The sequence below is a fragment of the Nocardia sp. JCM 34519.1 genome (genome assembly GCF_020361265.1).
GTDB lineage: Bacteria > Actinomycetota > Actinomycetes > Mycobacteriales > Mycobacteriaceae > Nocardia > Nocardia arthritidis_A.
In genome coordinates this window covers 264909-286075 of the sequence record NZ_JAIRBR010000009.1, presented here as the reverse complement: position 1 = coordinate 286075, position 21167 = coordinate 264909, and the positions used below count along the sequence as shown (strand labels likewise).

Sequence of the window (21167 nt, the reverse complement as noted above, 5' to 3'; positions counted from 1 at the left end):
GATTGCTCGTATATCCGTTCCGGGACCGGCCCTGGGTTAATTGGAATCTGAACAATAAATCGCCCTCGCCGAGCCGGTCGAGCCTCCCAGGAGTGGGGAGCCCGGACTGGGGAGCACGCAGGTGGCGGCCCATCCGGGGGCGTCGGCCACGGATGCGTTGGGGCCGAGGCGGATTCCGCAAACGACCCGCACCTGGCTAATTACGACCATTCGGCCCGTTATCGTTGCCGCTCCATCTTCCATGTGAAACGATTGCGGTTCGTGCTGGACAATCACCGCCGACCCGGTACAGCGTCGTGCCCAATCATCTCCGCTTGATGCGGCGCTCGGATCGGCGTGGATTTGCTACGGAATCGGCTTCGCTGGCAGGGGAGTACCGCCGTGAGTGAACACACGTTGAACACGGATGACGACACGAGAGCGGGAGTTGTCGACATCGTCGTCGAAATCCCGATCGAGGCAATCGACAATGGAGGCGCACTTCGGGTACGCGCCGAGAACTGTGCACACACGCGGGTGCTCGCCAATACCGAAACTGAGCTGCCACCGATCTTGGTGCACCGCGGCACCATGCAGCTCATCGACGGTGCCCATCGACTACAGGCGGCTAAATCGAAGGGCGCCAGGGTAATCCGGGCCCGGTTCTTCGACGGCACCGAACAGGAGGCGTTCGTGCTCGCGGTGCGGGCCAATATCGCCCACGGCATGCCGCTGACCACGGTGGATCGAAAGGCCGCCGCGCTGCGCATCATGCGTATGTATCCGCTGTGGTCGGACCGCAAGATCGCCGAGGTCACCGGATTGGACCACAAAACCGTCGGCGCGGTGCGCAGACAGTCCGCTGGGGACGTTCCCCAGACCGGACACCGGCTCGGCCGCGACGGCCGGATGCGCCGGGTGCGCGGCACCGCGGATCGTAAGGGCTGCAAGACAACTCGAAAACGTACCGGAGTGCCGCAACCAGCGCCGGAGCCGGAGCCGCTGCCCGCGCAGCCGGTGTGTTCCGCGGCGCTGCTGCAGAGCCTGCGCCGCGATCCGTCGCTGCGGCTCACCGAGACCGGCCGAATGCTGTTGCGCTGGCTGGACGCCAGTCCGCGCACGCCGACGCAGTCGGTGGACCTGGCCGACCGGATCCCGGAGCACTGTCTGAACGTCATCCTCGATATGGCCAGGCAGAACGCGGCCAACTGGCAGGGTTTCGCGGCCCGGATAGGTGACCGTTTGCAATCCAGGACTCGGAAAGGACCGCCGTCGGAATACGTGGCATAGCCGTCGAATTCGGATTTCTGCGCAGAGTGTGCAGAATCCGGGCGATCCCGGACGTCGCGAGTTGGCAATCGGGAACGGCGGTACCGTATTTCTCGGGTGCGCCGCTCGGCGTAGACCACACTATGGTCTGCGCCGAGGGCGGACTCGCCGGCAACTGCCCGACCTTTCATTATCGCACGACTCCGGAATCGCAATACTGCATTCGCCGGAATCGCAAAGCATTTGGTGCCGAACCTATTCGGCGTAAATGCGGGTTCCGTTTCGGCAATTGAATTCTCGGCCGTTGCCGAGATGATTAGGATTCGCTCGGGCAAATCTCCGCGCACACCCCCCGTCCCCACTAATCCCCACTCGAAAGTAACGGCCCGAGTGTGGTTCTACTTGGGCATGAATTCCGCACATCGAAGGGCATCTCGCTATACCGCGGCAGCGGTAACCGCGGTGCTGGCATCGTTTTTCGTGACCAGCTCCGCGATCGCGCAGCCGCCGACGACACCGACGACTCCACCGACCTCACCGTCCGCGCCGGCCACTCCGACTACACCGGCCACCCCGACGAAACCGACGACACCGGCTGCCCCGTCCACCGCCGCCCCCAAACCGCCCGCGCCGCGTTCGGTGCCACCGAGCAGCTCGACCCGGCCGTCCATTCCGGTGGTGCCCGCCACGCCGACCACTCCGTCCGTGCCGCAACCGATTCCGCCGAAGCCGCCCACCGGCTCGTACACCGGCTCCGAATTGGGCGCCGTGCCAAAGGATGTGCTGAAGGATCCGCAGGGCAGCGTCACCCAGGTGACGCCGAAGCAACCGCTGCCCGCGCCACCGGGTATCGCCACCGAACCGTCCGCCGCGGCGCAGGCGCAGGCCGACGGCGTCAAGAAGGTATTCGGTGACGTGCCAGGCGAACTCGTCGTCGACAAGGTGCTTCCGGTCGGTGACGGCTCCACCGTCCGGCTGCGGCAGGAAATCGATGGCATCCCGGTCTTCGGCGCCGCCGCCTCGGAGTCACTGGCCGCCGACGGCTCGCTGCTCTCGGTGACCGGTGCGCTGGCGACGCAGTCGCAGGGCAGCTACCCGGCCGACGCGGCGACCCCGCCCGACGAGGTCGGCGCGACCGCACTGGAGGCGCTCGTCGACCAGACCAAGGTATCGGCCGACAAGTTCTCCGTCGTCGAGACGAGGGCCAACTGGTACGCCCCGAAGCTGGCCGCCCTGCACGATGCGGCGAGCGTCGCGGTCCCCGCGTACAAGGTCGATATCAAGGGCGACGGTAAGAAGGGCGAGGAGCCGGGGCGGTGGGTCGTCTTCGTCGACGCCAACGACACCGGCAAGGTGCTCGACAGTTGGAGCAACACAGAGCATCTCAACCGCGTGATCTGCGATGCCGCCGAGGCGCAGGTCGACCTGAACGGTGCGACCGACCCGACCACGTGCGGCACCCCCGACGGGTTCCAGGCCACCAGGACCGAGGGGCAGGACCCGTCCGGCATCGATGATGTCGACGCCGTCTACAACTGGTTCGGCGCGACGGAGAACTTCTACGCGACGTACACGCCGCTGAGCAATTTGACCGACCTCATCGGCAGCGATACCGGTGACGGCAACGGAAAGGCGTTGCGCGGCACCGTTCGCATCTGCTCGCTCGATCAGTGCCCGTACCCGAACGCCTTCTGGAACGAGGGCCACATGGCCTACGGCGAGGGCGTCACCACCGAGGACATCACCGGCCACGAGCTCACCCACGGCGTGACCGAGAAGCTCAACGGCCTGATCTACCGCGACGATTCCGGGGCGATCAACGAGTCGATGTCGGATATCTTCGGCGAGTTCACCTTCCTGACCGATACGACCAACCCGTGCAACACCGATGCCAACCGGTGGCAGCTCGGCGCGTGCAGTTCCCTCGGCGTGATCCGCGATATGCGCGACCCGCACGCACACCAGCAGCCCGACACCTACCAGGGCCAGTACTGGTACACCGACACCAGCAACGAGTCGCGGCTGGTCCACATCAACAGCGGTGTGGGGAACAAGGCGGCCGAGCTGATGGTGGACGGCGGCACGCTCAACGGCACCGCGGTCACCGGTATCGGCATTCCGAAGACGGCCGCGCTGTACTACACGACGCAGACGCTGCTGACCCCGAACGCCACCTACGGAACGCTGGGTAGCACGCTGCGTCAGGCGTGCAGCACCAATGTGCAGAACCACGTCGCCGGGACCACGGCCGACGACTGCGTCCAGGTGGGCAATGCCGTGAAAGCCGTTGGCATGCCGAGCCTTCAGGTCAACACGTGAGCAGTTCGGCGTCGATCACGGATCGGGCGTTTCCCGCCGCCAACCCGGGCACGGAAACGCCCGATCTCGTCGCGTAATCACCCGTAATACCTTGTGAGGTCCCCGATGTCAGCCAAGTCCACCCGATATCTGGTCACCACGATGACGGCCGTCGGCGTCGCCGCGGGCCTCGCCGCCGCGCCGGCCCCCGCACATGCGGAAACCGCCGGCTGCGCAACAACTTTCAACCTGTTCATCCCCGGTACCTGGGAGACCGACGAACACGCCGATCCCGCCCGGCCCACCGGAATGCTCGGGCCGATCGCCGAGGCCGTCCAGCGCGCGCACGGCACCGACTCCGATATCTATTTCACCCCGTACATGGCGCGCGCCTTCGACAACGGCCACACATACGCCGACAGCAAGTCCACCGCGCTGAGCAATGCGCGGACCGCGCTGCGTAACTACGAAACGCGGTGCCCAGCGGCGAGATTCACTATCACGGGATACAGTCAGGGCGCCGACGCGGCGGGTGATCTCGCCGCCGATATCGGCAACGGCCGCGGTCCGGTATCCGCCGATCGGGTGATCGCGGTGGGGCTGCTCGCCGATCCGGGCGCGGGAACCAACGGCGAATCGGAGGTCGGGCCGCGCTCATCCGGCACCGGCATCGCCGATCCGCGGGCCGAGGGTATGGGCAAACTGTCCGGGCGGGTGGTCTCGATCTGCGATCCCGGTGACCTGTACTGCTCGATCGAGAAGGGCGACAACCCATTTCTGGGGTTGCTCGGTTCGGTGCTCAGCAAGACCCGCGCCGACGGCTCTCGTTTGGCGAGCGCGCTGACCTCCGATTTCTCCAAGGCCGATCTACCTGGTCTGGCCGCGGCCCTCAATGATCTGACCGCGGCCCTCGACGCGTCCGACGGTCTCGATCTGACTCGGATCCGAAGCAGCGCAGGAAAATTGGCGGGCACCATCGATCCGCTCGCGGATCTGCTCGGCTCCGGCGCGGCGAATCAGGCCGCCACCGCGCGGCTCGACGCGGCACCGGCCGGGACGCCGGAGAACAGCGCGGGTCAGGTACTCGCGGGCGCCGCGCAGTCCGATCTGGCCGACGCCGCGTCCGCGCTGCGGTCGATCACCGATACCGCCGACCGGCTGCTGAACGGCGGAACCGCAACGCTGTCAACGGATTCGCCCGACGCCACCGCGCTGAGCGGTGCGATCGACGCGCTGAACGGTCAGCTCGCGCCGCTCACCGCGACGCCGCCCGATGTGCTCGGCTCGGCGTCCGGAATCCTCCCGACGCTCAAGACCAGCGCGTTCGTCGATCAGACCCTGGATGCCGCGTCCGCGGTGTCGACGATGGATTTCGCCGGAATCGGGTCCGATATCGCTCTGCTGGTGCAGCAGGTGGCGACGGGAGATGCCCAGAGCGCCAGCCGAACCGCCACCGATCTGAACAATCGGTTCCAGCCCTTGCTGAAGGGATCCGTCGACTTCGACTGGATTTCGAAAATGCTGTCGGCGGCGCCGGATACCCACGGCTACGCGAGCTCGATCGCGCGGCTGACCGCCATTCTGTCCAAGGTCGATTTCACCAAGCTGGCCAAGATCGTGGGCCAGATCCAGGATGTCGCGACCTCGGTGCTCGCGAAGCTGGCCCCGCCGCCGGGACAGCGGCCGGATGCCGACGGCGCGGCCGCGGCACTGGCCGGGTTGAAACCGGTGGGCCGCGATCTGGCCGCGATGTTGCAGCAGGTGGACACCCAGAGTCTGGCCGACGCGCTCGGTGGCCTACTCGCATACGGCGCAGTGGATTTCGGCGCGCTGATCGGTGACGGGTTGAGTGCCGCGACCTTCGTCACCTCGGGAGCCCATATCAACTACAACTCGCTCGTCGTCGACGACACCGGCCGCACCGCCATCCAGTGGCTCGGCGATTGGTTGAACGGGCAGATCGGTTAGACCTGCATCGCGCAGCGAGTCGATGAGGGGTGGTGGTCGGGCGACGGGTGGGCCCGCGGGCTCCGTCGCGGCGGATCAGCCGACGTCGCGGCGGAGCCAGGTCACCTCGGCGCCGGATTCGTAACCGTAGCGGTAGATTTCGAGGTCCTCGTCCCACGGGGTGCCGATGGCGCGGTCGATTTCGGCGGCCAGGTCGTAGCCGGAGTAGCGGCCGAGTTCACGGGCCGCCTGCAGCATGGCGCGCAGCCGCATCTCGCCGAGGATGACATCGCCGTTGGCGCTGGTCGAACCGTGCCACAGGCCGAGTCCGGGTACGAATGTGTAGCGTTCGCCGTCCACGCCGTCGCTCGGTTCCTCGGTGACCTCGAAACGCAGTACGGGCCAGGACCGCAGCGCCTGGGCGATGCGCGATGCGGTGCCGACCGGACCGATCCATTCGCTGGTCGCGCGTAGCTGGCCGTCGGCGGGTTGCGCGGTCCAGCGCAGTTTGGCGGGTGCGCTCAGGGCGGAGGCCAGCGCCCACTCGACGTGCGGGCACAGCGCGGCGGGCGACGAGTGGATGTAGACCACACCCGCCGTCGCGTCCGCGAACTGACTCGATGCGCGCACCACTAACACCTCCAGCTTCGACGAGGACCGTCTTCCCCAACGACCCGTCGTACTGGCTGTGGCCCGAGTGTACTGGAGTGTCCGAAGTTACACGTGTTACTTCGGAACCGTGTTGCCGGTATGTGATGTCTCGGCGATCACGGCATCGCTGAACGGCGGCCAGGCCGCACGCGCCCAGTCGCCGAAATTCTCGTCGGTGAGCGCGAGACACGCCAGCGCCGACTCGGGGTCGACCCACAGAAATGTTCCCGATTGCCCGAAATGCCCATAAGTTCGAGCCGAATTCGTGGCACCCGTCCAATGCGGGGATTTCCCGTCGCGGATTTCGAATCCGAGACCCCAGTCATTGGGGCGCTGCGAACCGAAACCCGGAAGCACGCCGTTGAGTCCGGGGAACTGCACCGAGGTGGCCGCCGCGTGCATTTCCGGCGACACGAGCCGCGGGGTGAGCAATTCTGTCGCAAAAGCAGTCAGATCGCGCACGGTCGAGCGGGCGCCATGTCCTGCCGAGCCGACCAGCTCCGAGGATTTCATGCCGAGTGGTTCGAAGACGGCATCGTGCAGATACGTCTCGAACGCGATACCGGTCTGCTCGGCGACGAATGCGGCCAGCAACTCGAATCCGGTGCTGGAGTAGATCCGCTTGGCGCCGGGCGTGGCCAGCAGGTCGGCGCTGTCGAAGGCGACGCCGGAGGTGTGGGCCAGCAGATGGCGCACGGTCGCGCCGGGCGGGCCCGCCGGTTGGTCGAGTTCGATCGCGCCCTCCTCGACGGCGATCAGCACCGCGTACGCGACCAGCGGCTTGGTGACGGAGGCCAGTGGGAAAACCAGATCGATATCGCCCGCGCTGGTCGCACCGCCGGAGGTGACGACCGCGGCGGCCGCATGCCGGGCCGGCCAATCGCGAATCTGCTCGAGAGAACGCACGCAGCGAGCCTACCGGCCGGATGCCGATACCATCGGTACCACTATGAGCGCAGCACTCACCATCCACGGCGAGGTGGCCACCGGTTACGGTCCCGTCGCCGATGCCTTCCGGCGCAATTTCCAGCGGCACGGCGAGATCGGCGCGGCCGTCGCGGTTTTCGACGGCGACCGGCCCGTCGTCGATCTCTGGGCCGGTCATCGAGACCGGCGGCGCACCGTGCCGTGGGAGCGGGACACCATCGTTCCGGTGTTCTCCTCGACGAAGGGGATGGCGGCGTTCGTGCTCGCGACCCTGGTGTCGCGCGGCCTGCTGGATTACGAGCGGCCGGTGGCCGAATACTGGCCCGAGTTCGCGGCGGAAGGCAAAGCCGCGGTGACGGTTCGGCAGTTGATCGACCACCAGGCCGGACTGTCCGGATTGGACACCGTGGTGAAGCTGCCGCAGATCGCCGACCTGGATGGGCTGGCGAAGATCCTGGCCGCGCAGCGGCCCGCATGGCGGCCCGGCACCCGGCACGGCTATCACGCCATCACCCTCGGCCTGTATCAGGGCGAGTTGGTGCGCCGCGTCGATCCCGAGAAACGAACGCTCGGGCGGTTTTTCGCGGAGGAGATCGCGAAACCCCTAGGCCTGGACTTCTTCATCGGGCTGCCCGCCGACGAGCCGATGGACCGGATCGCGGTGCTCTCGGCCACCAAGGGCGTCGACATCCTCCGTTACGAGCGCGACCTGCCGCTGCGGATCGGTATCGACGTCTACCGTAAGCGCGGGCATTCGTATGCGGCGCTCAGCAATCCGCGCACCGGCGCACCGGCCCGGGCCACCCGTCGTGAATTTCTCGAAGTGGAGTCGCCGGGTACCAACGGCGTCGGCAACGCCAGATCCCTCGCCCGGATCTACGGCGCCGCCGCGGCACGCACCGGCGCGCTGCCGATCGACAGCGCGGTGCTCGACCGGCTCGCCGCCGGCGATACTGCGGACGACGTGCCCGCCGATGATCTGGTGCTGCACCTGAAGAGCCGCTACCACCTCGGTTTCCGCAAGTCCCGCGGCACCTTCCGCTTCGGCTCGGACAAACGCTCCTATGGCACAACGGGACTCGGCGGCTCCTTCGGCTTCGCCGATCCGGCGACGGGCCTCGGCTTCGGCTATTCGATGAATCGCCTCGGCATGGCCGTACTCGACGACGTGCGCAGCAGGAACCTGCGCTCGGCGCTACTGCGCTGCCGGGGCTGATCGCTACTCGGCGAGCGCGTCGCGGATCAGCTCGACCGGATGCCATGCGGTGCGGCCCGCGCCGTGAAAGATCTGCTGGCGGCAGGAAACTCCCGTCGCGGCGACGACGGTGTCCGCGGGCTCGGCGGCCAGCGCCGGGAAGAGCCGGTCGCCGCCGACGGTCATCGACATCCGGTAGTGCTCCGATTCGAAGCCGAACGAGCCGGCCATACCGCAGCAACCGGAGTCGATCTCCTCGACGCGCGCACCCGGAATCCGCCGCAGCAGCGCCATGGTCGCGGCCGTGCCCACCTCCGCCTTCTGATGGCAGTGGCCGTGGAAGACGATCCGCTTGCCCATGAACGGTGAATCCGCGCGCAGGTGTAGCCGCCCGGCGTCGATCGCCTCGATCAGCGGCTCCTCCACCTGCCGGACCCGGCCCGCGACCGCCCGCACCGCCGCCGCGTCGGGCAGCAGCGCCGCGTGCTCGTCGCGCAGCATGAACAGGCATGAGGGTTCGCAGCCGATGATCGGCGCGCCCGGTTCGGTATTGATGAGCGAATCGATAAGTCCCGCAGCCTTTTTCCGCGCGTCATCGAGTAAGCCCTTGGACATGCTCGACCGGCCGCAGCAGCCGCCTATGGCCAGTTCGACCCGCCATCCGGCGCGTTCGAGCAGTTCGATGGCGGCGATGCCGATCCGCGGCTCGGTGTAGGTGGTGAACGAATCGGCGAGCCAGATGACGGTGCCCAATGATGTTGCGGTCGCGGCATTTCGGCGACGGAACCAGCGAATCAGATTGCGCCGCTGATAGACCGGCAACGGGCGGGCGTCGGTGATGCCGAGCGTGCGGTCCATGATGCGGCGTACCGGGCCGATCCGGCCGGGCAGGTTGGACAGCGGCGCGGTCGCCGAGCCGAGCCGGTTGAGCAGCCGGATGGATCCGAAAACCTTTGCGCGCAAGGGTGTTCCGTGGATTTCGTGATGGTGCGCCAGAGCTTCGGCCTTCAACGACGCCATATCGACGCTCATCGGGCATTCGCTCTTGCACGCCTTGCACATCAGGCACAGATCGAGGATCTCGTGCAGCCGCTCGTCGCCGAGCGCGGCATGCGGATCCGGTTCGGACAGCGCTTTCACCAGCGCGTTGGCCCGGCCGCGGGTGGCGTGCTCCTCGTTCTTCGTCGCGATATACGACGGGCACATCACGCCGGGACCGGCCTTGCGGCACAGGCCGATATTCATGCAGCGGTCCGCCGCGCCGCGCATGCCGCCGACCACCTCGAAGGTCAGCTTCGTCGCGATGGGCGGTGCGGGCGGCAACGCGTCGCGGTCGCGCAGATGCTCGGTCATCGGCGGCGCGTCGACGATCTTGCCCGGATTCATGATGTTGCCGGGATCGAAGAGCCGCTTGACCTTTCGCATCGCCTCGTACAGTTCGTCGCCGAAGATCTCGCGGTTGAATTCGCTGCGGGCCAGGCCGTCGCCGTGTTCGCTCGAGTTCACCCCGCCGTATTCGGCGACCAGGTCCTTGATCGCCTCGGCGACGGTGCGCATCTTCACCACCTGATCCGGATCGGTGAGATCGACGAACGGCCGGATGTGCAGGCAGCCCACCGAACAGTGGCCGTAGAATCCGGCCGCCAGCTCGTGCGCGTCCAGAATCCCCTTGAACCGCTTGGTGTATTCGGCCAGCCGCCTCGGATCGACGGCGGTGTCCTCGACGAAGGCGAGCGGGCGGCGGGTGCCCTCGCCCGCGGCCATCAGCAGGCCGAGGCTGGACTTGCGGACCTTCAGCAGGGCGGTCTGATCGGCGGGGGTCACCGCGCGCAGGGTGTGATACCCGTGCCCGTCGCGCCGCCACAGTTCATCGAGCCGGTCCAGTTTCGCGATGAGCTCGGCCTCGTCGTCGCCGGAGAACGAAACGAAAAGCAGCGCACCGGGATCGCCGACGAGAATATCGCCGAGCGAGGCGTATTCGATCTTCTGCCGGGACAGGTCGAGGATCGTTTTATCCATCAGCTCGACCTGATGCGGTTCGCAGCTCAGCGCATCGGTGGTGGCCTCGATGGCGCTGATGGCGTCGGTGAAATGGCCGACCGCGTACACCGTGTGCGCGGGTTTGGGCACCAGATCGACCAGCGCGTGCGTGACGATCAGCAGCGTGCCCTCCGCGCCGACCACGAACTTGGCCAGGTCGAACGGGCGGTCCGCGCCGAAACCCGCCAGCCGGTCGAGCCGGTAGCCGCCCGCCTGCCGCCAGAACGCGGGCATACCGGCATCGATGATCTGTTCGTTCGCGCTGATCAGATCCGGAAGTGCTTGGTAGATACGGCCTTCCAAGGTCGGCCGGTGCGCGCGGCGTTTACACTCGGCCTCGTCGATCGGTGCCAGCCGCACGCGCGAGCCGTCGGCGAGCACCGCGTCCAACGCGCGGACATGATCGATGGTCATGCCGTAGGTGAGCGAGCCGCTGCCCGCGGAGTTGTTGCCGATCATCCCGCCGATGGTGGCCCGATTGCTGGTCGAGGTGTCCGGGCCGAACATCAGCCCGTGCGCGGCGGCGGCCCGGTTCAGCTGATCCTGCACCACTCCGGCCTCGACGAGCGCGGTGCGGGCCACCGGATCGATGTCGATGATGCGGTTCATGTGCCGGGACATATCGAGCACCAGCCCGGGGCCGACGGTCTGGCCCGCCAGGCTGGTGCCCGCGCCGCGCGCGACGATCGGCACGCCCTCGCTGCCCGCGGCCCGCACCGCCGCCGCGACATCGTCGGCATCGCAGGGAAATGCCACGCCCATCGGCATGATCGCGTACATGCTGGCGTCGCGGGAGAACAGGTGTCGGGTGTATTCGTCGAAAGCGACCTCGCCGCTGATGGTTTCGCGGAGCGCCCGCTCCAGGCGCTCGGCGTTCTTACTCGATGTCATCGGATTCCTTGTGCTCCAGTGATTTTCGCGTCAGTGCCGAATGTGGCGGTGCCATCTCGCACGACCCGCCACCGCGGATCAGCCGAGTCGGGCGGCATCTGTTTCCGATTGGTCTTGCGGTAGAACCGATTTGCTTTCGACGGTTGTGCCATCGGAAGAAGCGGATCGTTCGGCCACCTTCGGGTGCGGCTGGGTCGCTGAAGTGCTCGTTGCCGCGCGCAATCGTTTTCGCAACGTCAGCACGAGGAGTGCGGCCACCCCGAATACCGCGCCGAAGAACGCTTGCGTGAGCGCGTAACCACCGCCGCTCAGGTCGCTGAGCCAGCCGCCGACGTAGGGCCCGAAGAAGCTGCCCAGGTTGCCGACCCCGTTGATCAGGCCCATGCCCGCGCCCGCCGCGGCGACCGGGGTGAGCTTGGTGACCGTGGCCCAGAACGGTCCATACCAGGCGATCGAGGCGGCGGTGCCGAAGATCATCGCCGCGAGCACCAGCCACTTCTGCTGTGCCGAAATCGAACTCGCGCCGCCGAGGATTACCGCCGCGGTCCCGAGCACCAGCGACATATGCGCGATATGCCCGCCCCTGCGGTCCGCCGAACGCCCGACGAGGATGATGGCGACGCCCGCCGCCAGCTGCGGCAGTATCGCGACCAGACCCACCTTCATATCGGTGTGGAATGCCTTTTTGAGCACGCTCGGCAGCCACAGCGTCAGGCCGAGCAGACCCATCTGCGTCAGGGTGTAGATCATCGCGAACTGCCAGACGATCGAGCTGGTCAAGGCCGCCTTGAAGGTGCCGCGGTGCTGCAGCGGCTCACCCTCGGCCAGCCGGGACCGCTCGATGTGGTCGCGCTCTGCCTGCGAGAGCCAGCCCGCCTTGGCCGGGGTATCGCGCACCACCGCGAGCCAGGCGATCAGCCCGACCACCAGCGGGGCGCCGCCCTGGATCAGGAACATCCAGCGCCAGTCCAGATAGGTGAGGATGACACCGGAGAACGGTGCGGCCACGATCGCCGCGATCGGCGTGTAGAGCTTGAAAATCGCGTAGGCCCTGCCCCTTTCGGCGAACGGGAACCACGACCGGATGGTCGTCATCAGCGCGGGCTGTACACCGCCCTCGGCGACGCCGAGCAGGAAGCGCGCGATCAGCAGCTGACCGACGGAGTGGGTGAGGCCCGATGCCATGGCGGCGAAACTCCACAGCACCATCAGGATGGCGATCCACTGACGCGCGCTCCAGCGTTCGGCGATGTAACCGCCGGGGATCTGCAGTAATAGGTAGCCCCAGAAGAAGATTCCGCTCGCCAGCCCCTGCTGGGACTTGCTGAGACGCATATCGGTTTCGAGGTGGGGCAGCGCGAAACCGATATTGGTCCGATCGATGTAACAGATGACGTAGATGAATACGACGATCGGCAAAATGTAGGTCCAGCGCTTCATTTCGGACAGGCGCCGGACAGGGGAAGTCCGCTCGATCAACGACCTACCTCCTCGTAGGTGACCGGCGCGATCGGCGCCGGATATCGAATCCAGCTCTGCGAGCATGGGTCGGCCACTCGTTGCGGAGCATTTCTGAGTCGAAGATGGAATGCCGTCATCGGCGGACGTGCCCAGCATGGAGCGAGAGAATTTGCGGACCGAAAAAGCTATCGGCCCAAGGTTATTCGGCGCGCAGCAGGTCGAGCGCGGCTTGCAGGCCCGCCGGGTCGACGGTGACGCCCGCCAGTTGCAGACCCATCTGGACGCCGGCGAGGGTTCCGGCCAGCATCAGGTCGTTGTAGGCACCGAGATGGCCGATGCGGAAGACCCGCCCGGCGAGTTTGCCGAGGCCAGCGCCGAGCGACATATCGAAGCGGTCCAAGATGATTCGGCGCACCTTGTCCGCATCGTATTCGGGGCCGAGCAGTACGGCGGTGAGCGCGCCGGAGTACTCGCGCGGGTCGGCGCAAAGGATTTCGAGTCCCCAGCCCTGTACGGCCGCCCTGGTCGCGGCGGCGTGGCGGCTGTGTCGCGCGAAAACGTTCGGCAGACCCTCTTCTTCGAGGATCAGCAGGGCCTCGCGCAGTCCGTACAGCAGATTGGTGGCCGGGGTATACGGGTAGAAACCGCGTTCGTTGGCGGTGAGGATGGGCGTCCAATCCCAGTAGGACTTCGGCAGCAGCGCGGATTGCCTTGCGGCGAGCGCTTTTTCGCTTATCGCATTGAAGCCCAGGCCCGGCGGCAGCATCAGGCCCTTCTGCGAGCAGCCGACCGTCACGTCGACACCCCACGCATCGTGGCGGTAGTCGATGGACCCGAGCGAGGAGATCGTGTCCACCAGCAGCAGCGCGGGATGGTCCGCGGCGTCGATGGCGGCCCGGATCTCCGGTATCCGGCTGGTCACTCCGGTCGATGTCTCGTTGTGCACCACCATGACCGCCGCGATGGTGTGCGCGGAATCCGCGGCGAGTCGATCGGCGACGGCGGCCGGATCGACGCCGCGCCGCCAGTCGCCGGGCACGAATTCGACTGCGAGACCGAGGCGTTCGGCCATCTCGCGCCAAAGGTTCGCGAAGTGACCGGTTTCGAAGGCCAGCACCCGATCGCCGGGGGAGAGGGTGTTCACCAGCGCCGCCTCCCACGCGCCGGTGCCGGAAGACGGATAGATGACCACCGGGCCGCCGGTGCCGAACACCGGTTTGAGCTTGTCCATCAAATGTATTGCGAGTTCGGCGAATTCGGGTCCGCGGTGGTCGATGGTCGGTCGCGCGATGGCCTGCGGCACGCGATCGGGGAGGTTGGTGGGGCCGGGAATCTGCAGGAAATGCCGTCCACTGTGCGGGGTGATCACTATCGGGTTCCATTCTGTGCCGTGAAATGGCACACTGTTCCGCGAGAAGGTTCAGCAAGGGTAGGGATGCCCGATCGAGGAGTCAAGGCTTTGCGGAATGTGCTGAATACGTTGCGGGTGCTGGAGGAGGTCGCGGCCCGGCAGCCGGTCGGGGTCGGTGAATTGGCGCGTGTCCTGGACATGCCGAAAAGTTCGGTGCAGCGGGCGCTGGTCACCCTCGATACGGCCGGGTGGATTCGTCCCGCATCCGGTGAGGTCACCCGGTGGGTGCTCACCACGAAGGCGCTCGCGGTGGGCGGTCGGGCCGGCGGCGATCTCGGGCTGCGCGGCGCCGCGCTGCCGATCATGGAGGATCTGCGCAGGCGCACCGGGGAGACGATCCATCTCACCGTGCCGGAGGACGGCAAGATGGTGCTCATCGAGCGACTGGAAACCGATAAGCCGGTCCGCACGAATATGGCTCTGGGACACTCACTTCCGTTACACGCCTCCGCCAACGGCAAGGCGGTGCTCGCCTACGGCGACCCGGAGACCGTCCGGCGCCTGCTCGCCGCCGAACTCCCGCGCTACACCGACACCACCGTCACCGACCCGGACCAACTGCGCGCCGAACTAGCCGCCATCCGCACCAGGGGCTTCGCCGTCAACCGCGGCGAATGGCGTTCCGACGTAGGCGCCGTCGCCGCCGCCGTACTCACCCCCGACGCCACCCCCATCGCCAGCCTCAGCGTCAACATCCCCATCGGCCGCCTAACCCCCGACTCCGAACCCACCTTCGGCGCCGCCGTCCACGAAGCCGCCCAAACCCTCAGCGCCCGATTGGGTTAACGCGCTATGTCGTTGTTCGGGTGAGCCAGTGGGCGAGGGTGGTGGGGGTTGGGGCGGGGGTGGAGCCGGGGCCGCGGGTGGCGGCTGTTCCGCATGCTACGGCTGCGGCGAGGCATTCGGCTGGGGGCCAGCCGTGGAGGATGCCGTGGACGTATCCGACGTTGAAGCAGTCGCCTGCGGCGGTGGTGTCGACGGCCTGAACGCGTGGGGCGGCAACGTCATAGCGTTGTTTGTGGTGGGTGGCGGTGGCGCCGGCGCTGCCGCGTTTGATCACGACGTTCGGCACGAGTTCGCTCAGGCGGTTCAGGGCGTCGTCGAGTGTCGCGGTGTTGGTGAGGCGCAGTGCCTCGTCGGCGTTGGGGGCGAAGATGTCGGTGGTCGCGAGTGCGGCTCGCACACCTGGGGTTTCCAGGTCGACCGGGACGTCTTGGCAGTCCATCACCACGATGCTGCCGTGCCTGCGGGCGGCGGCCAAGGCTTCGACGGTGTCGGTGTCGTAGCGCAGTTGGGGCAGCATCACCACGCGCGGGCGGTGTTGTCGCAGCAGCGATGCGATCGGTTGCGGTTCGCTCGGGTCCTGGAAGCTGATCATCGCGCGGTCGCGGGGCGTGGACAGGGCGACGGTGACGCTGCGCAATGGTCCGGGGTGATACCGGAATCCGCTGGTATCCATGCCTTCCGCGCGTGCCGCGGCCAGGACGTAGCCGCTGAAGAGGTCGGTGCCGAAATCGGTCGCCCAGACCACGTCGTGCTCGAGTCGATGCGCGGCCATGGCCAGGGTGTACGCACCGCCGGGCACCATGGTGAAGCCCTCGGCGAAGATCTCGCGGCCGGGTCGCGATGTCTCGGGGAGTCCGTGGAAGACCAAATCCACGAAATACGCGCCTAATACCAGGATTTCCCGCCCGCCGTCAGCGCCCATCCGGAGATTTTACCCTCTCGACTCGAGAAATGCGCTGTGCCAACATATTTCGCTCACCGGATGTTAGCTTTTAACTGGTGACGAGAATCCTGATCACCGATCTGGACGGTACGTTGCTGGGCGGAACGCTTTCCGGCCGGCGTCACCTTAGTGCGGAATTGGCCCGCCGTGACATTACTGTCGTCTTCGCCACCGGCCGCGGCGTGGCGTCGGTCGCGCGGGTGCTGTCCGACCCGCTGGTGCCGAGACCGCGCTGGATCATCGCCGATGTCGGAGCCACCGTCGTCGGCGCGGACCTGCGTCCGGTCGCGGACATCCAGGACCGTCTTCGTGCCGGATGGCCTGGGACGCAACGCGTTCGGCACGCATTGCGCCGGTTCCGGCACCTGACGTACCAGCGGGTGCCGCAAGCCGGACGCTGCTCTTATCTGCTGGCGCCGGAGCAGCTCACCGACGAGCTCACCGCCGCGGTGGCGGCGCTCGGCTGCGGATGGCAGTACAGCGCGGACCGATACTTCGACGTCCTGCCGCGCAACGCGTCGAAAGGCAATGCCGCCGCGGCCCTCGCCACGAAATTCGGCTGGCCGACCGATTCGATTCTGGTGGCGGGTGATTCGCGCAACGACGCATCGCTGTTCGACCTGGGTGCGCATGGCGTGATCGTCGGCGGCGCGGAACCCGCTCTGCACGAGGCGGTTCCGGACGATCCTCGGGTCCTGCGCCCCGACCGTCGCGGCGCGGGCGCGATTCTGGAGGCGCTGCGGGACCTGGGATGGATCGCACCGGACGATCGATACTCACTTGTCGTCGGCTATCACCGGCCGCCGGTGAACCACGACGCTCGACGGGAATTCGCCAGCCCCAACGGAATTCTGCCCACCTTGACCGCGCTGTTCGACCGCGGCCTGCCGGGTGTCTGGGTGGCTGCCGCCGTCGATACCCCCGCACCCGATGCGCCGATATCGCTGCTGCCGGTCACCGGCGACGAATGGTGCGGTTACTTCCATCGCGCATGTAAGGACACGCTGTGGCCGATACTCATGTCCGCGCCGCACCGCATGCGCTTCGATGTCGCGGCCTGGACCAGCTACCGCGAGTTCAACCGGCGGTACGCCGAGCACATCGCGGCCCGAACGACACCCGATGCGATCGTCTGGCTTCATGATTACAATCTGTGGCTCGTACCCGGCCTGCTGCGCCGCATCCGGCCCGACCTGCGCATCGGCCTGTTCCACCACACCCCGTTCCCGCCTCCGGAGGTATTCGCCGCGCTGCCGACCGCCGACGAGATCTGTTGCTCCCTAAGGGATTTGGACTGGGCCGGATTCCACACCGCCGACTTCGCCGACAACTTTCGCCGCACGCTCGGCGACCAGTCGGCACTGCCCGCGTTGGGCGTTCATCCCTTGGGAATCGACCGCCCCGCTATCGAAGCGCTCGCCCGCCGCCACGCACGACACATCCGGCCGGGCCGACACGATCTGGTGCTTTCGGTCGAACGTCTCGACTACGCCAAAGCGCCCGTGCCCAAGGTCGACGCATTCGAGGCGGTCCTCGCGCACCACCCGCGGCTACGGCGCCGGTTGGTATTCCGGCTGATCTGCCCACCGCCCGAACCGGGCATCACCGCACACGACGCCACCCGAATCGAACTCGAACGGCGTATCGTCGAAGTCAACGACACCTGGCGGACCGACGATTGGCTGCCCATCGATTACGTCCCCCGGACGCTGCCGCTCGCGGAGCTCATCGAGCACTATCTCACCGCGGACGTCTTCTGGGTGACCTCCCTGCAAGACGGCATGAACCTCACCGCAAAGGAATTCATCGCCGCCCAATCGGCGGTGACCACCGGCCGTGCACCCGGTGTCCTCGTGCTGTCGCGCCACGCGGGTGCCGCAATCGAACTCGGCGCCGCCGCTCTGCTCACCGATCCCGAATCACCCGCCGACCTCACGACAACCCTCGTACGCGCCCTGTCTCTCACCCCCACCGAACGCCGCACGCGCGCAAAACATCTCGCCGAACTCCTCGGCCACGACCACCCCATCGACTGGGCGACCGGCATCATCGACGCGATCCGGTCCCGTCCACCCGCCGCACCGAAACCGCCCTATCCGTCCTGAATATCGAGTCGGCCCGGACCAGCCGCGGCTGAATTATTCTGACGTTTGGGTGGGGGTGCGGGCTGGGCGCGGTACCAGGAGCGCAGGGAGCGCATGAGGGTGGTTTGTTTGTCGGCGTGCGCGCTCATGCGATGCAGGATGTTGTCGAGGGTGACGACGGCGTCGACTATGCGCGGGCCCTTGTTCAGCATGACGCATTCGGCGCGGACACTCATTGCGGCATCGGTGATTTCGGCCCGGGATGGCCGACCTGAGCGGGCCAGCTGGTCGAGTACCTCGGTGGCCCAGATGACGGGGAGGTGGGCGGCCTCGCAGAGCCAGAGGATTTCCTCCTGCAGTTCGGCCAGCCGTTCGTAACCGCATTCGACGGCGAGGTCGCCGCAGGCGATCATGACACCGGCGCGACGGCGGCGCATGACTTCGAGCAGGATGGCGGGTAGGTTCCGGAAGCCTTGTGCCGTCTCGATTTTGACGATGACGCCGAGTTGGGTGTCACCGAGTTCGTCGAGGGCGGACAGTAGGTCGGCGACGTCCGCGGGCGTTCGCACGAACGACATTTCGACGAGGTCGGCGTGCTCGTGCACGAAAGATAGGTTGGCGCGGTCGGTTTCGGTGAGGGTGGGTATCGGCAGTACCGTTTCGGGGAGGTTGATGCCTTTGCCCGCACGGAGTTTGCTGTTCTCGGCGGTGGCCGCGGTGATGGTGACGGTGATGGTGTCCGCATCGCAGTCCACGATCCGGCCGGTGATCCTGCCGTCGTCGAACAGGATCGGCTGCCCGCGCCGGGCGGTGCCGAACACCTCGGGCAGCGTGCAACCGATGCGCGGCAGCCCCTGCGGCGGCACCGGGGCCGGGGTGCAGTCGCGGGTGAGTATCAGGGTGTCGTCCGGCGACAGGGTGAGGTACTGCTGGACCGCGGGCAGCGGACCCAACTCGGTGACCGCGCCGGTGTCCGCGGTGAGTTCGGTACCGGTCACGAGGTAGGCGGTGCGCCCCGTGCAGGCCAGCGCGCCGTGGCTGTCGGCCTGTACGACGGTGAAGACGCGTTTCGCGTCGCGGGCATCGCACAGCCGGAAGGTGGAGGTCGGCGCCAGGTGCGGCAGCCACGCGGCAGCCACCGGCAGCACCGGAATGTGTTCGCGCGGTGGCGGACTCGGATGTTCCACGGGTGTGAGCCAGCACCACGCGGTCTCGGTGACCCGGCCGAATACATCGCGCTGCGGCCGGAGCCGCACCAGTTGCGGACCCTCGGCGAGCGGCCCGGTACGCAGCTTCGGACCGGCGAGATCCATTGCGATGCGGCAGGATTCACCGTCGGCGCGGCGCAGTTCACCGATCATGTCCGCCCATGCGGCCGGACTGTCGTGCGCGCAGTTGATCCTGGCCACGTTCATGCCCTGCGCCACCAGATCGTTGATGAGCTGTGCATCGGTCGCCGCTTCGCTCGGCAAAGTGACCATGATTCGGGTGGACCGCCGCTTGGGCGCCGGGCCGAGTAACTCCCGGGCGCGCTGCCGCAACACCCGGGATCCGTCTGGATGCCCGAATGTCACGGCCTCCGGTTCACCGCCGTGGTTCGCCAGCGCCGCTGCCGCCGCGCGGATCGCGATGAGCGTCTCGCGCACATGGGCCTGGCTGCGTCCGAGCGAGGACAACCCGAATATCGCCAATCGGCGTTGCAGATCGCGCAGATCGAATTGCCGAATCGCCCAGTAGTGCACGAGATTGACGGCGCTGGCTCGATTATGCGGATCCACCCGCTCGATCTGCGCGGCCCACTGACGTTCCGCATCCGCCAGCGCATCCTGAAGCGCGGCTATTTCCTCGACGATTCGACCGATCTCACTCGTCTGCACGGCCCAAGTTTCACGGCTGCGATCGCCATGCCGTAGGGTCCTTCGGCCTCGGAAACCGGGACCCGCTCGAATGCGGGTGGCCGCGATGCGCGGCTCGACCACCGCCAGCCGGATGCCGATGGCGATCACCCCGCTCGCGTACCCGACCGGGCCCTCGATCGCCCGGCGCGGATCGGCGCGGGCCTGCTCGGTCACCGCTCCGGGGAAGTTCGATGATGGCCGAGGTGAAGCCCAACGCCACGACGCGGCCCGGGCCGCCGGGCGGGAATACACTCCGCCAACGGGTTTTACAGGTGGTGTGTGGCGATTTCCGCGCCGAGCTGGCGCAATAGGGCTTCGCCGTTGGTGAAACAGCGGTGCTGGTTGGGTTCGATGGTGGTCAGCGCGTAGGCGGCGGTGAAACCGGCGGTGTGTAATAGGTTGGGCGACAGTGTGTTTCGTCCGCAGACCGCGATGACGGGGATGCCCGCCGCGCGGGCCGCCGCGGCGACACCCGCGGGGGCTTTACCGTGCAGGGTCTGTTCGTCGAGGGTGCCCTCGCCGGTGACGACCAAATCGGCGCCGGTCAGGTGATTTCCGAAATCGACCAGGTCGAGCAGTAATTCGATACCGGGGGTAAGCGCTGCGCCCAGTAATGCGATGGCGGCGAAGCCGACGCCGCCCGCCGCGCCCGCACCGGCTGCATCGCGATGGTCGGCGCCGGTGGTGGCTGCGACGATATCGGCCCAATGGGTGAGTGCGGCATCGAGTTTCGCGACCTGGTCGGCGTCGGCGCCCTTCTGTGGACCGTAGACGGCCGCCGCGCCGTGTGGGCCGGTGAGTGGGTTGTCGACATCGCAGGCGACGGTGATTTCGACACCGTCGAGCCGGGACGGCATGGTGGCCGGATCGAGCCGGGTCACCGATGCCAAAGCCGCACCGCCATAAGCGATTTCGGTGCCTTCGGCGGTCAACGGTCGGGCCCCGAGCGCCCGGACCAACCCGGCGCCGCCGTCGGTGCTCGCGCTGCCGCCGATGCCGAGCACGATCCGGCGGCAGCCCGCGGCGATCGCGGCGGCGATCACCTCACCGGTTCCCGCCGAGGTGGCCGTCATCGGCGCGAGTTTCGCGCCGGGCAGCCGGACCAGCCCCGAGACGTCGGCGAGTTCGATGACGGCGAGCTCGCCGCGCCGGGCATACCTGGTGCCGATCGGTTCGCCGGTGGGCCCGGTGGCGATCACCGGGACCGCAACGAATCCGGCCGCCAGCGCGGCGGCGACGGTGCCGTCACCGCCGTCGGCCACCGGTATAACCGCCACCGACGCCCTGGGCCGGACCTGCCGGATGCCATCCGCGACGGCGGCGCCGACCTGCGCGGCGGTCAGCGAACCCTTGAACTTGTCGGAGGCGATGAGGACTCGGGCCATTC

15 protein-coding genes are annotated in these 21167 nt (G+C 67.3%); 6 read left to right on the top strand and 9 right to left on the bottom strand.

Annotation, left to right across the window (positions count from 1 at the left end):
- Positions 1-381 precede the first annotated feature (381 nt).
- Positions 382-1269 (top strand): ParB/RepB/Spo0J family partition protein, encoded by an 888-nt coding sequence (locus LGY53_RS23465; RefSeq protein WP_167473616.1) that lies wholly within the window; start codon positions 382-384, stop codon positions 1267-1269.
- A 416-nt stretch (positions 1270-1685) separates the two neighbouring features.
- Here the strand turns inward: LGY53_RS23465 and LGY53_RS44190 are convergent, their stop codons facing one another.
- A complete protein-coding gene (locus LGY53_RS44190) occupies positions 1686-1937 on the bottom strand; it encodes a hypothetical protein (protein WP_225728840.1) in 252 nt (83 codons plus the stop codon).
- A 16-nt stretch (positions 1938-1953) separates the two neighbouring features.
- Here LGY53_RS44190 and LGY53_RS23455 point away from each other — a divergent pair, with 16 nt between their 5' ends.
- Entirely contained in the window at positions 1954-3567 is a 1614-nt protein-coding gene (locus tag LGY53_RS23455; RefSeq protein ID WP_225728839.1) for a M4 family metallopeptidase, read from the top strand.
- Between the two features lie 105 nt (positions 3568-3672).
- Complete coding sequence (locus LGY53_RS23450) at positions 3673-5514, top strand: cutinase family protein (protein ID WP_225728838.1); 1842 nt, start codon at positions 3673-3675, stop codon at positions 5512-5514.
- A gap of 75 nt (positions 5515-5589) precedes the next feature.
- Here LGY53_RS23450 and LGY53_RS23445 read toward each other — a convergent pair whose 3' ends face one another.
- Together LGY53_RS23445 and LGY53_RS23440 are read right to left on the bottom strand one after the other, a co-directional pair.
- On the bottom strand, positions 5590-6123 hold the full coding sequence (locus LGY53_RS23445) for a DUF3145 domain-containing protein (RefSeq protein ID WP_167473620.1): 534 nt from the start codon (positions 6121-6123) through the stop codon (positions 5590-5592).
- A 96-nt stretch (positions 6124-6219) separates the two neighbouring features.
- Positions 6220-7050 (bottom strand): serine hydrolase, encoded by an 831-nt coding sequence (locus LGY53_RS23440; RefSeq protein WP_225728837.1) that lies wholly within the window; start codon positions 7048-7050, stop codon positions 6220-6222.
- A 43-nt stretch (positions 7051-7093) separates the two neighbouring features.
- On the opposite strand from LGY53_RS23440, the gene LGY53_RS23435 reads away from it, so the two are divergent.
- Complete coding sequence (locus LGY53_RS23435; RefSeq protein WP_225728836.1) at positions 7094-8287, top strand: serine hydrolase domain-containing protein; 1194 nt, start codon at positions 7094-7096, stop codon at positions 8285-8287.
- A gap of 3 nt (positions 8288-8290) precedes the next feature.
- Here LGY53_RS23435 and LGY53_RS23430 read toward each other — a convergent pair whose 3' ends face one another.
- From LGY53_RS23430 to LGY53_RS23420, 3 genes are all read right to left on the bottom strand, one after another.
- Positions 8291-11197: an FAD-binding and (Fe-S)-binding domain-containing protein gene (locus tag LGY53_RS23430; protein WP_225728835.1), complete on the bottom strand. Its 2907-nt coding sequence runs from the start codon at positions 11195-11197 to the stop codon at positions 8291-8293.
- 78 nt (positions 11198-11275) lie between these two features.
- The gene (locus LGY53_RS23425; RefSeq protein WP_225728834.1) at positions 11276-12637 is read right to left on the bottom strand and encodes an MFS transporter; all 1362 of its coding nucleotides are present in this window, start codon (positions 12635-12637) and stop codon (positions 11276-11278) included.
- 220 nt (positions 12638-12857) lie between these two features.
- Complete coding sequence (locus tag LGY53_RS23420) at positions 12858-14027, bottom strand: aminotransferase class V-fold PLP-dependent enzyme (RefSeq protein WP_225728833.1); 1170 nt, start codon at positions 14025-14027, stop codon at positions 12858-12860.
- Positions 14028-14093: 66 nt separating this feature from the next.
- Here LGY53_RS23420 and LGY53_RS23415 point away from each other — a divergent pair, with 66 nt between their 5' ends.
- Entirely contained in the window at positions 14094-14855 is a 762-nt protein-coding gene (locus tag LGY53_RS23415; RefSeq protein WP_225728832.1) for an IclR family transcriptional regulator, read from the top strand.
- A gap of 4 nt (positions 14856-14859) precedes the next feature.
- On the opposite strand, the gene LGY53_RS23410 is transcribed toward LGY53_RS23415, so the two are convergent.
- Positions 14860-15777: a carbohydrate kinase family protein gene (locus LGY53_RS23410; protein WP_225728831.1), complete on the bottom strand. Its 918-nt coding sequence runs from the start codon at positions 15775-15777 to the stop codon at positions 14860-14862.
- Between the two features lie 77 nt (positions 15778-15854).
- Between LGY53_RS23410 and LGY53_RS23405 the strand changes: the two genes are divergently transcribed.
- The gene (locus LGY53_RS23405) at positions 15855-17903 is read left to right on the top strand and encodes a trehalose-6-phosphate synthase (RefSeq protein ID WP_225728830.1); all 2049 of its coding nucleotides are present in this window, start codon (positions 15855-15857) and stop codon (positions 17901-17903) included.
- Here the strand turns inward: LGY53_RS23405 and LGY53_RS23400 are convergent.
- Positions 17891-19954 carry a pyruvate kinase gene (locus LGY53_RS23400; protein WP_225728829.1) on the bottom strand — a complete coding sequence of 688 codons (2064 nt, stop codon included), beginning with the start codon at positions 19952-19954 and terminating at the stop codon, positions 17891-17893. The genes LGY53_RS23405 and LGY53_RS23400 overlap by 13 nt on opposite strands.
- 92 nt (positions 19955-20046) lie before the next feature.
- The gene (locus LGY53_RS23395) at positions 20047-21165 is read right to left on the bottom strand and encodes a glycerate kinase (RefSeq protein ID WP_225728828.1); all 1119 of its coding nucleotides are present in this window, start codon (positions 21163-21165) and stop codon (positions 20047-20049) included.
- Positions 21166-21167: the final 2 nt, after the last annotated feature.